Raw genomic sequence first — 14,848 nt, 5'->3', positions numbered from 1 at the left:
GTTTCATGGAAACGCGCCGCGCGGAGACTGGCCCCGGCGGCGCGCTAAAAGATACGGAGAAAAATTAAACCGGGCAGCTGCTGCCGACGCGGTAATCGATCACTTTGATCTTGCCATCGATAATGTCCTTACGCGCACCCAACACGCGCTTTTCGATTTCAGGCGTAATCAGCTTGCGGTTGTTCGCGTCGAGCGCCCAATCCACGCCGCCTTCTTTCAAGCCTTTATAGCTGACGCCGCCCTTCCAGGTGCCGTTCTTGACTTGCATGAAGCTGTCGTAGACCGTGTTGTCGACGCGCTTGACCATCGAGGTCAGGATGCTGCCTGGATACAGATGGTTCTGGTTCGAATCGACGCCGATGGCCAGCTTGCCTTTTTCCTTGGCCATTTGCAGGGTGCCCATGCCGCTGCCGCCAGCGACGGCGAAGACGACATCGACGCCGCGCTCGAATTGCGAGCGGGCCAGTTCGCCACCCTTGGCCGGGTCATTCCAGGCGCCGGACGTGGTGCCGACCATGTTTTGCGTGATTTCCATCTTCGGATTGACGGCCTTCGCTCCTTGCGCGTAGCCGCAGGCGAAGTTGCGGATCAGGGGAATATCGATGCCGCCGATGAAGCCGACCTTCTTGCTCTTGCTGGCCATGGCCGCAGCCACGCCCACCAGGTAGGAGCCTTCTTCTTCCTTGAAGACGACGGAATTGACGTTGCTGCCGGCGGCCTGGCCGTCGATCAGCACGAATTTGACGTTCGGGAATTCCTTGGCGACCTTTTGCACGGCTTGCGTTTGCGCAAAGCCGATGGCGGCGATCATGTCGAGTTTCTTGCGGGCCAGGCCACGCATGACTTGTTCAGCCTGCGTATCGCTCGATGCCTGCACTTCGATGAAGGAAATGCCCGTGTCTTTTTTGAAGCGCGACGCGCCTTCGAAAGCGGATTGGTTGAACGACTTGTCGAACTTGCCGCCCGCGTCATACACGACACCCAGTTTTGGGGTAGCCGCGGACGCTTGAGCAGTCAACAATACGGCTGCGATCGTCAAACTAAATTGTGTAAGTTTCATGAATTGGCTCCTGGAAGATCGATATTGTATATTTTTTATAGGTGAAACATATAATTTGGGGCCGATTTAGCCTGTTTTTGATGCACGAGGTGATACTTCCTTATCAACATTGCACTGTATTGCACAAGATCATTGCTGGTCTCTATGCCTTTATGTCGACAGTGTGCTGCGCATGCAACAGTCGCGCCCCGTCTATAGGTACAACATCGAATGGGGCTGCCGGAGCGGGCTGGGATGCGCCGTCAGATGACGGGCAGGGCAAGCACGGAACCGGCGCCGCGATGGGCGTCCGAATCACTATGCATCATGCCAGATATGTATGACAAATACGTTTTTGTTTATGTATTTATATGCGGTGCATATAAATAGGTAGTGCCGCCGATTAGACGGCCGGGGGATTGAGGATATTCAGGAAGGCCCGCACGACGGGCGCGTCGTCCAGCGTGGTGTAGCTGATGTACAGGTTGGCAGATGGGGGATTGGTCTTGATCGGCAGGAAGACGACGCCGGGCCAGCCGATGCGGCTCGTCGTTTCCGGCACCAGGGTCACGCCCAGGCCAGCGCCCACCATGGCCAGCAGGGTTTGCGGCTCGCTCGCTTCCTGGAAGATCACGGGTTCGAAACCGGCGTTGATGCAGCATTGCACCAGGTAGCGGGGAAACGCGGATTTGTCGAGGTTCAGGGTCAGCATCGGCTCGTGGGCGATGTCGATCAGCTCGATCGCCGTGTTCTTGGCCAATGGATGGTGTTCGTTGACGGCCACGCAGACGTTTTCGCGGAAGCACAGTTCCTGGCGCAGATTATCGTGGCGCAAGTCGTCGTCATTGAGCTTGGGTTCGCGCCAGAAGCCGACGTCGATCTGCTTGGCGCGCAAGGCTTCGTATTGCACCGTGGGACCGAACTCATGGATGGTCCAGGTGACGCGGGGAAATTTGGTCTGGAATTCTTCCAGCAGGCTGGGGATGGGGCCCCACATGGCCGAGCCGACGATGCCCACGCGCAAGCGGCCCACTTCGCCGCGGTCGATCTGGCGAATCGTGTCGATGGTCATGCGCATCTTGGCCAGCAAGTCGGCCGCTTCATTCATCAGTGCCTTGCCCGCCACGGTCAGCTCGAACGTGCGCGTGGTGCGCGCAAACAGGCGCACACCCAGTTCGCTTTCCAGTTTCATGATCTGCTGGCTCAGGGGCGGCTGCGAGATATGCAGGCGCTCGGCGGCGCGGCTGAAGCTTTTCTCCTCGGCGACGGCAAGAAAATACTTTAACTGTTTCAGATCGATGGACATGCTTTCCTTGCATTACCTGATGCTAAGCGGGAACGGCGCGCAAGCCTGAAAGGCCGCGCGCTTCTTTACAGCAGTCGTATTATCGTGCCACGACCGCTTGCATGGCAATGGCCAGCGCGGTGCCGACCTGGGCATTGTGCTTGACCAGCGCGATATTCGTCGCCAGGCTGCGCCCATCCGTCAGTTGCTTGATGCGCGACAAGAGGAATGGCGTGACTTGCTTGCCCTTCACGCCGCCCGCATCGGCTTCCTGCAGCGCCTGCGTGGTGATGGCGTCGATCTCTTCCTTGGGCATCGCTTGCGCGGCCGGCACGGGGTTGCTGACGATCACGCCGCCCTTCAAGCCCAGTTGCCACTTGGTGCCGATGAAGGCGGCCTGTTCCTCTGCCGTGTCGAGGCGGAAATCGGCCTTGAAGCCGCTTTCGCGCGTGAAGAAGGCGGGAAAGCCTTCCTGGCCCACGCTGATGACGGGCACGCCGTGGGTTTCCAGGTATTCCAGGGTCAGGCCGATGTCGAGGATGGATTTGACGCCCGCGCAGACGACGGCCACCGACGTGTGCGCCAGTTCCTGCAAGTCGGCGGAAATGTCGAAGCTCGTTTCCGCGCCGCGGTGCACGCCGCCGATGCCGCCCGTGACGAACACGGAAATACCGGCCAGTTGCGCGCAGATCATGGTGGCGGCCACGGTGGTGGCGCCCAATTTACCCTGCGACAGCACGAACGGCAGGTCGCGGCGGCTGACCTTCATGGCGTCGGGCGAGGTGCCCAGCAATTCCAACTGCTCGGGCGACAGGCCCACGCAGATCTTGCCGCCGATGATGGCGATGGTGGCTGGCACGGCGCCGCCGTCACGGATGATCTGTTCCACTTCCCGCGCCATTTCCACGTTTTGCGGATACGGCATGCCGTGCGAAATGATGGTCGATTCCAGCGCCACGATGGCCTTGCCGGCGGCGCGCGCGGCTAGCACTTCTTGCGAGAACGAGAGGAAGCTATTCAATTGTGTCATGTGTCAATCCTGTTGAAAGAGGGTAGGGGGAGGCGGCGCCAGGTCGGCATCGTCGATGTCGTCGAGCGCGCCGGCGGAAATCTGGGGGGAGACAGTGGCCGCCGATTCCAGGGTCATGGCGGCCAGCTTCAGGCCGCGCCGGCAGGCCAGTTTCAAATCGCTGCTGTCGTGGTACAGGGACCAGCAGACGGCGGCGGAAAACGCGTCGCCGGCGCCCGTCACGTCGACGGCGTCCACTTCGCGCGCGGCCAGGTGGATGACAGGCGCGTCCGGGCTGTCGCCATCCGTGAAATACACGCCTTCGCCGCCGCAGGTGACGATCACCTGGCGCGCGCCCTGGCGCTGCACCTCGCGGCAGGCGGCGCGCAGATCAAACGCCGTGGGCAGGGCGCGCGCCACGCGCGTTTCCAGTTCGCCCCGGTTGAGGATCAGCAGATGCAAGCCCGTCAGGTCTTGCGGCAGGTGCGCCATCTTCGGCTGCGAGACGGCGACGATGACGAGCGGCGTCGCGTGGGCCGCGTCCTGGCGCGCATCGGCCAGCAGTGCCTGCACGCTGTCGTGGCCCAGGTTCAGGTCGCAGACGGTGAGGGCGGCGGCGGCGCGCTGCGGCTGGCGGCTGTGCAAAAAGGCCGGGGTCAGCTGTTCGTACAGTTGCATGTTGGCCATCGCCAGCAGCATTTCGCCATGTTCGTCGAGCACGGCCGTGTAGGTGCCGCTGCTGGTGTTGCTCAAATGCAAGCTACCGCGCATGTCGATACCCGCGTCTTCCGCGTGTGTCTGCAGGGCGTGGCCGGCCGCATCGTCGCCCAGCGCCGTCAGCAAGGCCACGGGGATTGACAATCGGGCCAGGTTTTCCGCGATGTTGCGGCCCACGCCGCCAAACACTTCTTCCGAACGCACGGGATTCGAGGTGCCCATCTGCAGGGTCGCCAGGGTGCGCATCTTGCGGTCGAGGTTGGCGGCGCCTATGCACAGCACGGGGCGGCTGTCGGGCAGCACGTAGGCGCGTCCCAGCAGGCGCCGCTCGCGTATGAGTCCGGCGATGTGGCCGGCGACGGCCGAGCGCGACAAGCCCAGTTCGCTCGCCAGGTCTTGCTGCGAGATGAAGGGGTTGTTGCGGATCAGCGTGTACAGCTGGTCTTTTTTATTGGTATCGGTCACAAGGTTTTCGCTGAAGGTGTAAACATTTGTCTGAAACTGTAAACATTTGTCTTGTTAGTGTCAAGCTCGTGGCAAGCGAGCATAAAAAACCTTCGTATGGAGCTTGTATGCATGCATTTCTCGGGCATGGCGAACCTGGGCTTGTCTCGACTATAATATCGGCCATTTATATTTGAATTGTATAAATGGGCAAGAAAAATGGTATTTGCCATACATATTCCGTTTGATGCATAGTGGCGGCAAATGGAGGCTATCCCAGTAGGGAGCGTCTTCTGCTGGCAGTTCATCAGGAGTGCGGACAAGGCGTGAGGAGGACGCGTGGCGAGCCACGCGACGACGATCAACGCAGTCCCCGCTTCTGAGGGGCGCCAGCAGGGGATGTATTCATCTACTGGGATAGCCTCCTATAGCAATACGCATTCCGATATACCTGTAACACCATACATACCCGATACCTGGGCCGCAGCATCTTGCTTTGTACTGCCGCGCAGGAAGCAACCATCATCATTAGCCAATCAGAGGATAACCATGTCGAACAACACCCCTTTCCACGCCGCCGAAATCATCCGTGCCCGCGCTCCTGAAAATTTCAAGCCGCGCGTGGCGATGATCCTCGGCTCCGGCCTGGGTGTGTTGGCCGAGCAGATGACGGACGCCGTCAGCATCAGCTTTGACGAATTGCCAGGTTTTCCGATCAGCACCGTGCACGGCCATGCCGGCGAACTGGTGGTCGGTACCCTGTCGGGCGTCGCCGTCGTCTGCATGAAGGGCCGTGGCCACTTCTATGAAGGCTATGGCATGGGCGTGATGACGAGCGCCATCCGCACCCTGAAGCTGCTGGGCTGCGAAATGCTGTTCGTCACCAACGCCGCCGGTTCCCTGCGCCCTGAAGTGGACGCCGGCAGTCTGGTGGCCATCAGCGACCACATCAACCTGCTGCCAGGCACGCCGATGGTCGGCCCGAACGACGACCGCTTCGGCCCGCGCTTCTTCAGCATGGCCAACGCCTACGATGCGGATCTGCGCAATCTGGTCAAGGACACGGCGGCCGCCAGCGGCATCACCCTGCACGAAGGCGTGTTCGTCGCCTACCCTGGCCCGAACTTCGAGACGGCCGCCGAAATCCGCATGATGGCCCGCCTGGGCGCCGACACGGTCGGCATGTCGGTGGTGCCGGAAGTGGTCTCGGCCCGTCATTGCGACCTGAAAGTGGTGGGCGTGTCCGTCATCACCAACCTGGCCGAAGGCATGTCGCCATTCGCCCTGTCGCACGAGCAAACCCTGAAATACGCGGCCATCGGCGCGAAAGACCTGGTCAAGCTGATCCTGGCTTTCCTGGCCACCGTATCGGCTACGCCGCAAGCCTAAGCACTTTTTTTACGCAGTAGCGGCGCGCCGGCCACCGGCGCTGCCGCGCGGCAGGCCGGAAAAATCCGGCCTACACTGTCCGCATCACCCCGCATCATTCCCTAAAGCGAGCCTTATCATGTCACGCGCATTTATCCTCCTGCTTGATTCCTTCGGCCTTGGCGCGACGCCAGACGCCGCCAAGTATGGCGACGCAGGTGCCAATACCTTTGGCCACATTGCCAGCACTGTCGCCAAAAGCGGCAGGGCCTTGAAACTCCCGAACATGGAACGCCTGGGACTGGGCGCCGCGGCGCACCTGGCCAGCGGCGAATGGGCCACGGGCTTCGACCAGCGCGACGGCTTTACCGGCGCCTACGGCGCGGCGCGCGAGCGCTCCACCGGCAAGGACACGCAGAGCGGCCACTGGGAAATCGCCGGCGTGCCCGTCGAATTCGACTGGGGATATTTTCCCCGCACCACGCCATCGTTCCCCGCCGACCTGACCGACAAACTGAAAGCCATGGCCGGCGTGCCGGGCTTCCTCGGCGACTGCCATGCCTCGGGCACGGACATCATCAACAAGCATGGCGACGAGCACATCGCCACCGGCAAGCTGATCATCTATACCTCGGGCGACTCGGTGATGCAGATCGCCGCGCACGAAGAATCGTTCGGCCTCGAACGCCTGTATGAAGTGTGCGAAATGGCCTTCAAACTGGTCGAACCGTACAACATCGGCCGCGTCATCGCCCGCCCGTTCACGGGCAGCCATGGCAACTACACGCGCACGTCCAACCGCCACGACTACGCCGTCGCGCCGCCAAGCAAGACCCTGCTCGACCACGTCAAGGATGCGGGCGGCGAAGTCGTCGGCCTGGGCAAGATCAGCGACATTTTCGCTACCCAGGGTATTTCCAGGGTCGTGAAGGGCGTCGACAACATGGCGCTGTTCGAAGCGCTGTTGAAAACGGCCGATGAAGTGCAGGACAAGTCGCTCACCTTCGTGAACTTCGTCGATTTCGACCAGGCTTTCGGCCACCGCCGCAACGTCGAAGGCTATGCCGACGCGCTGCGCGAAATGGATGCGCGCCTGCCGGAATTCATGGCCAAGCTCAAGGAAGGCGACCTGGTCGTGATCACCGCAGACCATGGCTGCGACCCCACCTGGCACGGCTCCGACCACACCCGCGAACACATTCCGATGATCTTCTTCGGCCCCGGCGTCGCCCCGCGCGCACTGGGTATTTCCGAGACGTTCTCCGATATTGGCCAAACCCTCGCTAAGCACCTTGGCGTACCACCACTTGCTAATGGAACCAGCTTGTTATGACACTCATGCACCCCGAATTCAAGCGTAACGAGGCCGTCGGCCTCGACCTGGGCTGGATCAACCAGATTCGCGTCAACCGCGCCGCGACGGACCGCCGCGCGGCCAGCCTGGCGAACCGCCGTACGGTGAAAAAGGAATACCAGGCCGCCTGGCTGGTGAAAGCCATCCAGATGATCGACCTGACCACCCTGGGCGGCGACGATACGCCGGGCCGCGTGGAGCGCCTGTGCATGAAGGCCATGCGCCCGCTGCGCGCCGACCTGATGGAGGCGCTGGGCCTGACGCAATTGAGCACCGGCGCCGTGTGCGTGTACCACGAGATGATCCAGCCGGCCGTGAAGGTCATCCAGGGCCGCCTGCCCATCGCTGCCGTGTCGACGGGGTTCCCGGCCGGCCTGACGAGCATGGAAACGAAGCTGCGCGAGATCGAACTGTCGGTCGCCGCCGGCGCCTCGGAAATCGATATCGTCATCACGCGTCAGCACGTCCTGAACGGCAACTGGCAGGTGCTGTACGACGAAATGCTGGCCTATCGCAAGGCGTGCGGCGAAGCGCACGTGAAGGCGATTCTCGCCACGGGCGACTTGCTGACCATGGAAAACGTGGCCAAGGCGTCGTGGGTCTGCATGATGGCCGGCGCCGATTTCATCAAGACCTCCACCGGCAAGGAGGGCGTGAACGCCACCATTCCCGTGGCCCTGACGATGGTGCGCACGATCCGCGAATACCACGAGCAGACGGGCTTCCAGGTGGGCTTCAAGCCGGCCGGCGGCGTCAGCTCGGCCAAGAGCGCGCTGCAATACCTGACCCTGATGAAGGAAGAGCTGGGCAACGAATGGCTGCAGCCGCACCTGTTCCGCATCGGCGCTTCCAGCCTGCTGACCGACATCGAGCGCCAGCTCGAACACTACGTCACCGGCAGCTACTCGGCCAATCATCGTCACGCACAACCTTAAAGAACAATCGTCATGCCAACAATTAACGAGATTCTCACTACTATGGACTACGGCCCTGCTCCCGAAAGTCAAAAAGAAGCGCAGGCGTGGCTCGACGGCCACCAGCGCACATTCGGTCTGTTCATCGACAATGCCTGGAGCGAGCCGGCCGAGCTGTTCGCCTCGACCAATCCTGCCGACGGCACGCAGCTGGCCGAACTGACGCAAGCGAGCGATGCGGACGTCGAACGCGCCGTGGCAGCGGCGCGCCGCGCGCTGCCCGTATGGCAGGGCATGGGTGGCCACGGCCGCGCGAAAATCATGTACGCGCTGGCCCGTTTGCTGCAAAAGCATGCGCGCCTGTTCGCCGTGCTCGAAACCCTGGACAACGGCAAGACCATCCGCGAAACGCGCGATATCGACCTGCCGCTGGCCGCGCGCCATTTCTACCATCACGCCGGCTGGGCGCAGCTGCAGTCGGAAGAATTCGCCGACTACCGCGCCGTGGGCGTGGTGGGCCAGATCGTGCCGTGGAATTTCCCCCTGCTGATGCTGTCGTGGAAAATCGCCCCGGCCCTGGCAGCCGGTAACACGGTCGTCTTCAAGCCGGCCGAATTTACGTCGCTGACAGCCATGCTGTTCGCCGAACTGTGCGTGCAGGCGGGCGTGCCGGCCGGCGTGGTCAACATCGTCACGGGCGATGGCCGCGTGGGCTCGGCCATCGTCAACCACCCCGACGTCGACAAGATCGCGTTTACGGGTTCGACGGAAGTGGGCCGTTTGATCCGCGAGGCGACGGCCGGCAGCGGCAAGAAGCTGTCGCTGGAATTGGGCGGCAAGTCGCCGTTCATCGTCTTCGAAGACGCGGACCTGGACGGCGCCGTGGAAGGCCTGGTCGATTCGATCTGGTTCAACCAGGGACAAGTATGCTGCGCCGGTTCGCGCCTGCTGGTGCAGGAATCGATCCAGGAACGCTTCCTGAACAAGGTGCGCGCGCGCATGGAGAACCTGCGCCTCGGCTCGCCGCTGGACAAGTCGATGGACGTGGGCGCGCTGGTCGACCCCGTACAGCGCCAGCGCATCGCCGCGCTGGTCGATTCGGCCCGCGCCGAAGGCTGCGACGTATGGCAGCCGGCGTGCGAATTGCCGGCCGACGGTTCGTGGTTCCCGCCTACCCTGATCACGGGCGCGTCGACCTCGGCCGCCGTGGCACAGGCTGAAATCTTCGGCCCCGTGCTCGTCGCGATGAGCTTCCGCACGCCGCCCGAAGCGGTGCAGCTGGCGAACAACACGGTGTACGGCCTGGCCGCCAGCGTGTGGACCGAGTCGATCAGCCTGGCCCTCGATATCGCTCCCGCCATCAAGGCTGGCGTGGTGTGGATCAACAGCGCCAACCAGTTCGACGCCGCGTGCGGCTTCGGCGGCTACCGCGAATCGGGTTTCGGCCGCGAAGGCGGCCGCGAAGGCATGCTGGAATACATGACGGCCCTGGCCGAAGATGCGCGCCCGGCCCTGCCGGTGGTGGAAGCGAAAGCCAAGGCCAATGTGAAGCCGGCGGCAGCCGATCCGTTCGCCATCGACCGCACGGCCAAGATGTACATCGGCGGCAAGCAGGCGCGCCCTGACAGCGCCTACAGCGCACCGGTGTTCGGCGCGAATGGCGCCCTGCTGGCCGAAGTGGGCGTGGGCAGCCGCAAGGATATCCGCAACGCCGTCGAAGCGGCCCATAAAGCGTCCGGCTGGACCGGCGCCACGGCGCACAACCGCGCGCAAGTGCTGTACTACATCGCCGAAAACCTGGCTGCGCGCGCCGACGAATTCGCCGCCCGCATCGCCGCCATGACGGGCAACAAAAATCCCGAGAAGGAAGTGCAGGCATCGATCGAACGCCTGTTCTACTACGCCGCCTGGGCCGACAAGTACGACGGCCTGGCGCATCAGCCGCCCACCAAGGGCATCACCGTGGCGCTCAATGAAGCGGTCGGCGTGATCGGCATCGTCTGCCCGAACGAAGCGCCTTTGCTCGGCTTCATTTCGCTGGTGGCGCCGGCCATCGCGCTGGGCAACCGCGTGGTGGTGGTGCCGTCGGAAGCGCATCCGCTCTCCGCGCTGGACCTGTACCAGGTGTTTGACACATCCGACTTGCCAGGCGGCGTCGTCAACATCATCAGCGGCAACGCCGATGAACTGGCGCGCACGCTGGCCACGCATGCCGACATCGACGCCGTCTGGCGCCATGACGGTTCCGGCGAAGGCTGCGCGGAAGTCGAGCGCCTGTCGGCCGGCACGCTGAAGCGCACCTGGGTCGGCGGCGCCAAAGGCCGCGACTGGTATAGCGCCGCCCAAAGCGGTGGCCGCGCCGTGCTGGCGCATGCGTCGCAAGTGAAAAACGTGTGGATTCCTTACGGCGTCTGATAAGTAACTAGCGTTGCAAAGCTGGGGTCAGATCCGCAGGGACTGACCCCGGATCTCATGATTGGAGTTATTCGATGTTGTTAACCCAGGAAATCATTCGCAAGAAGCGCGACAAGGGCGTGCTGAGCGCCGAGGAAATCCAGTTTTTCGTGCGCGGCATCACTGACGGCAGCGTCAGCGAAGGCCAGATCGCGGCGCTGGGCATGGCCGTCTATTTCAACGACATGAACATGGACGAGCGCGTGGCGTTCACCCTGGCCATGCGCGATTCCGGCCAGGTGCTGGACTGGCGTGCGCTGAACCTGCCGGGCCCTGTCGTCGACAAGCATTCGACGGGCGGCGTGGGCGACGTCGTCTCCCTGCTGCTGGGACCCATGGTCGCCGCGTGCGGCGGCTACGTGCCGATGATCTCGGGCCGCGGCCTGGGTCACACGGGCGGCACGCTGGACAAGTTCGACGCCATTCCCGGCTATTGCACGGTGCCGGACAATGCATTGTTCCGCAAGGTGGTGCAGGAGATCGGCGTGGCCATCATCGGCCAGACGGCGCAGCTGGCGCCGGCCGACAAGCGTTTCTACAGCATCCGCGACGTCACCGCCACGGTGGAATCCGTGGCCATGATCACGGGCTCCATCCTGTCGAAGAAACTGTCGGCCGGCCTGGACGCGCTGGTGATGGACGTCAAAGTGGGCACGGGCGCCTTCATGCCGACCTACGATAAATCGGTGGAGCTGGCCGGGAGCATCGTCGCCGTCGGCAATGGCGCGGGCATGCAGACGTCGGCGATCTTGACGGACATGAACGAGTCGCTGGCGCCGTACGCGGGCAATGCGCTGGAAGTGCGCGGCGCCATGGATTACCTGACGGGCCGTTCGCGTCCCGCGCGCCTGCATGAAGTCACCCTGGCGCTGTGCGCCGAGATGCTGGTACTGGGCGGCCTGGCTGCCACCGAAGAGGAAGCGCGCGTGAAATTGATGGCGGCCCTCGATTCGGGCGAAGCGGCCGAGCGCTTCTCGCGCATGGTCTCCGCCCTGGGCGGCCCGGCTGACCTGGTCGAGAACCCGGACAAGCACCTGGACAAAGCGCCGTTCGTCGTGCCGGCACCGGCGTTGTCCGCCGGCTTTGCCAACGTGCGCGATTGCCGCGCCATCGGCCTGGCCGTGGTGGCTTTGGGCGGTGGCCGCCGCCGTCCGACGGACAGCATCGATTTCGCCGTCGGCCTGACGGATCTCGTGGGCCTGGGCGAGCAAGTGACTGTCGGCCAGCCGCTGGCCATGGTGCATGCGCGCACGGAAGCGGCGGCGCAGCAAGCCGTCAGGGAAATCCAGGAAGCGTATGCCATCGGCGCGGTGGCGCCGGCGGCCAATCCGGTGATTTACCGTACCATTCGTCCGTAGTTGAAAACTGGGGTCAGACCCCCGTTTGCGATAGCGTTGAGCTATGTGTCAGCGGTGTTGAGGGTCTGACCCCGGCCTTAATGATTTCAAAGGTATTGCAGAAAAAATGAACAACCAAGAACTGATCGCCGAAGCCAATGCCGGCCGTGAACTGGCCTACGCGCCCTACTCGCGGTTCAAGGTGGGCGCGGCGCTGCTGTGCAAGGATGGTCGCGTCTTCCGTGGCTGTAACGTGGAAAACGCCGCTTATGGCCTGTGCAACTGCGCCGAGCGCACGGCGTTTTTCAGCGCCATCGCGCATGGCTGTAAACCAGGCGACTTCGCCAAACTGGCCGTCACGGGCGACACGGCGGAACCGATCTCGCCATGCGGCGCCTGCCGCCAGGTGATCTTCGAGATGGGCGGCGCCGACCTGCCGGTGATCCTGACGAACCTGAAGAACGATGTCATGGAAGTGACGGCGGGCTGGCTGCTGCCGCACGGCTTCGGCAATTCCGACCTGGACATGAAGTAACAGGATCCGCTTGAACAAGACGATCGACATCCAGGCCGCCGTGGCGATTGCCGCGGCCGAAGCCATGGCGGCCAAGACGCAGGGCACCTTCGGCGTGGGCGGCGTGCTGCTCGACGGCACCGGCAACGTGCTGCAATCGATGCACAACAACGTCGTGCGCCAGGGCCTGGTGTTCGACCCCACCGCGCATGGCGAGCGCCAGCTGGTGGACTGGTATTTCGCCGAGCGGGCCAAGGGCACGCCCTTGCCGCCGCCGGGCGAACTGACCATCGTCACCTCGCTCGATCCCTGCTGCATGTGCACGGGGGCGATTCTGGCGGCCGGTTTCAACGTGGTGGTGGCCGCGCCCGACGTCAAGGCGGGCATCAATTACGATGGCGCCGCCACGTTCACGGCCTTGCCGGCGCCGCTGCAGGCGCAGGCTGGCCGCAGCTTTTGCTATCCGGCCGTGCGGGGCGCCACCGAGTATGCGCGCCTGCCTTCCGGCGCCGCGCCCAAATCCTTTTTCATCGGCAAAAGCATCCACGAGGCGACGCAGGCACTGTGCTCGCTCGTGTTCGAAGCGACTTCGGCGCAGGTGATGCAGCTGCTGAGCGCCGGCGACGACGTGTACCTGCGCGATCCGGCCACCTTGCCGTCCGAGCACGCCGTGGTGCGCGCCCTGCGCCGCCGCTATCCCGATGCCCTGACTTACCGCTGCGACCCGCATGCGCCCGATGCGGGCCTGGCGCCCTTCCTGCAGGCGGCCATGGAGCAGGATGCGCGCGATGGCGGCCAGGGCGACGCGGCCGCCTTGCTCGATTCTTTCGGCAACCTGCTGCTGTGCATGCCGGGAAAACTGGCGCAGTCGGCCATCCGCACGCCATTCATGGAATGCACGCGCCAGTACGCGCAGCTGCGTTTTGAATTGATGGCGCATGCGGAGCCGGCGCTGCAGGAAGAAATCAAAAGCTACCTGGGCCACCCCAAGCACGGCACTTTCGTGCTGGCCATCGGCCCGGACGACAGCGCCGCCAGTTTCATGACCCTGGGCGCCTACGGCTCCACGATGGAAGGGGCGCTGCCGGAGAATAATCCCGCGCAATTCCAGTACGCGCGTCCCGGCATGCCGGAAGACGACTTGCTGGCGCTGTGCGAGACGATGCCGCCCCTGTACCGCAAGCTGATACGCATCCGGCCACGCCAGGTGGCGGACCGGGCCCTGGTCCAGGCGCTAGGCTAGCCTAGGCATCGTCGTCGGGCAGATTTTTGAGTAAAAAGTCGCGCACGTTTTCACCCGCCACGCGGCGGATCTGCGCCTCTGACAGGCCAGCGTCGAGCAGTGCCTGCGTCAGGCGCGGCAAGCCGGCCGCGTCGATGGCCGTGGTGACGGCGCCGTCGAAGTCCGAACCATAGGCCACGTGTTCCGCGCCGATCAGTTTTACCGTGTACTTGATGGCGCGCGCGATGGACGCCACGTCCTTGCCGCAGACGGCCGTGTTCCAGAAGCCGATGCCGACCAGGCCACCCTGGGCGGCGATGCGTTTCAATTGTGCGTCGCTCAGGTTGCGCCCATTGGCGCAGGTGCCGCGCACGCCTGTGTGCGACACCATCACTGGGCGTTTCGCCAACGTTAACACGTCGTCGATGGTGGCTGGCGAGGCGTGCGCCAGGTCGACGATCATCTTGCGCTGCTCCATGGCGCGCAGCCATTGCTTGCCCAGCGGCGTCAGGCCGCCTTTCTTCAGGCCGTGCTGGGAGCCGGACAGTTCCGTATCGAAGAAATGCGTGGGCGCGGCCATGCGGTAGCCGGCCCGGTACAAGGTATCGAGGTTGTCCAGCTTGCCTTCGAGCGCATGCGCGCCTTCCAGTGTCAGCCAGCCGGCCAGCAGGGCGGGGTCTTTCTCGCGCGCGGCGATGAAGCTGCGCAGCTGGGCGCGGCTGCCGATCACGCGGACCTTGCCATGACTGTTGGCCGCTTGCTGGCGCAGCTCGTCGGCCTGCCAGGTGGCGCGCGCCAGCAGGCTGTTCCAGGTGGCGGGCGGCAAGCCTTGCGCCACCACCAGTGCCGTGATGTTGTCCGTGTCGCTGCCATTGCGCTCGATATTCATCTTGCGCGGCGTCTTGGTGACGACGGAAAAGGCTTGCAGCGCCACGTTGGCCCGCTGCAGGCGGGGAAAGTCGACATGCCCGCGCTGGCTGTCGCGGTTCAGATTGCGTTGCCACAGCAGGCTGTCGGCGTGCAGGTCCGCGATCCACAGGCGCTGGTGCAGGGCCAGAGTGGCTGCCGATGGCGCCTTGCCGGACGGAGGATGGACACGGTTGAGGTGCTCGTCGACGAGGACGGGAGCGGACAGGAAACCGCCGATCAGCGCAAGGCTGGCGGCGGTGAGGGTACTGATAATCATTGTTC

Annotated in this window: 12 protein-coding genes; 7 read left to right on the top strand and 5 right to left on the bottom strand. The window is 63.6% G+C overall.

Features of this window, described 5'->3' with window-relative positions; all coding sequences use genetic code 11:
• Positions 1–64: 64 nt before the first annotated feature.
• The 4 genes from AC54AF_RS10105 to AC54AF_RS10090 form a co-directional block, all read right to left on the bottom strand.
• Entirely contained in the window at positions 65–1,060 is a 996-nt protein-coding gene (locus tag AC54AF_RS10105) for a BMP family lipoprotein (protein ID WP_496636434.1), read from the bottom strand.
• A gap of 382 nt (positions 1,061–1,442) precedes the next feature.
• Positions 1,443–2,345: a LysR family transcriptional regulator gene (locus AC54AF_RS10100; protein WP_034785584.1), complete on the bottom strand. Its 903-nt coding sequence runs from the start codon at positions 2,343–2,345 to the stop codon at positions 1,443–1,445.
• A 79-nt stretch (positions 2,346–2,424) separates the two neighbouring features.
• Positions 2,425–3,354, bottom strand: coding sequence for a pseudouridine-5'-phosphate glycosidase (locus AC54AF_RS10095; RefSeq protein WP_496636433.1), 930 nt, complete (start codon positions 3,352–3,354; stop codon positions 2,425–2,427).
• A 3-nt stretch (positions 3,355–3,357) separates the two neighbouring features.
• Complete coding sequence (locus AC54AF_RS10090; RefSeq protein ID WP_496636432.1) at positions 3,358–4,515, bottom strand: carbohydrate kinase family protein; 1,158 nt, start codon at positions 4,513–4,515, stop codon at positions 3,358–3,360.
• Between the two features lie 528 nt (positions 4,516–5,043).
• On the opposite strand from AC54AF_RS10090, the gene xapA reads away from it, so the two are divergent.
• The 7 genes from xapA to AC54AF_RS10055 all read left to right on the top strand — a co-directional run bounded on the left by xapA (position 5,044) and on the right by AC54AF_RS10055 (position 13,678).
• Entirely contained in the window at positions 5,044–5,883 is an 840-nt protein-coding gene (gene xapA / locus AC54AF_RS10085) for a xanthosine phosphorylase (RefSeq protein ID WP_496636431.1), read from the top strand.
• A 118-nt stretch (positions 5,884–6,001) separates the two neighbouring features.
• Positions 6,002–7,195: a phosphopentomutase gene (locus AC54AF_RS10080; protein WP_496636430.1), complete on the top strand. Its 1,194-nt coding sequence runs from the start codon at positions 6,002–6,004 to the stop codon at positions 7,193–7,195.
• On the top strand, positions 7,192–8,151 hold the full coding sequence (gene deoC, locus AC54AF_RS10075; protein ID WP_353658757.1) for a deoxyribose-phosphate aldolase: 960 nt from the start codon (positions 7,192–7,194) through the stop codon (positions 8,149–8,151). Before AC54AF_RS10080 ends, deoC begins: the two co-directional genes overlap by 4 nt.
• Before the next feature lie 12 nt (positions 8,152–8,163).
• Positions 8,164–10,545: an aldehyde dehydrogenase family protein gene (locus tag AC54AF_RS10070; protein WP_496636429.1), complete on the top strand. Its 2,382-nt coding sequence runs from the start codon at positions 8,164–8,166 to the stop codon at positions 10,543–10,545.
• Between the two features lie 74 nt (positions 10,546–10,619).
• Positions 10,620–11,942: a thymidine phosphorylase gene (gene deoA / locus AC54AF_RS10065; protein WP_496636428.1), complete on the top strand. Its 1,323-nt coding sequence runs from the start codon at positions 10,620–10,622 to the stop codon at positions 11,940–11,942.
• Between the two features lie 106 nt (positions 11,943–12,048).
• Positions 12,049–12,456, top strand: coding sequence for a cytidine deaminase (locus tag AC54AF_RS10060; RefSeq protein WP_034754695.1), 408 nt, complete (start codon positions 12,049–12,051; stop codon positions 12,454–12,456).
• Between the two features lie 10 nt (positions 12,457–12,466).
• Positions 12,467–13,678, top strand: coding sequence for a nucleoside deaminase (locus AC54AF_RS10055; protein ID WP_496636427.1), 1,212 nt, complete (start codon positions 12,467–12,469; stop codon positions 13,676–13,678).
• Position 13,679: 1 nt separating this feature from the next.
• Here the strand turns inward: AC54AF_RS10055 and AC54AF_RS10050 are convergent, their stop codons facing one another.
• Complete coding sequence (locus AC54AF_RS10050; RefSeq protein WP_496636426.1) at positions 13,680–14,843, bottom strand: dipeptidase; 1,164 nt, start codon at positions 14,841–14,843, stop codon at positions 13,680–13,682.
• Positions 14,844–14,848 lie beyond the last annotated feature (5 nt).

The organism is Janthinobacterium sp. JF4, assembly GCF_059617925.1.
This window is presented reverse-complemented; position numbering and strand designations above follow the sequence as displayed.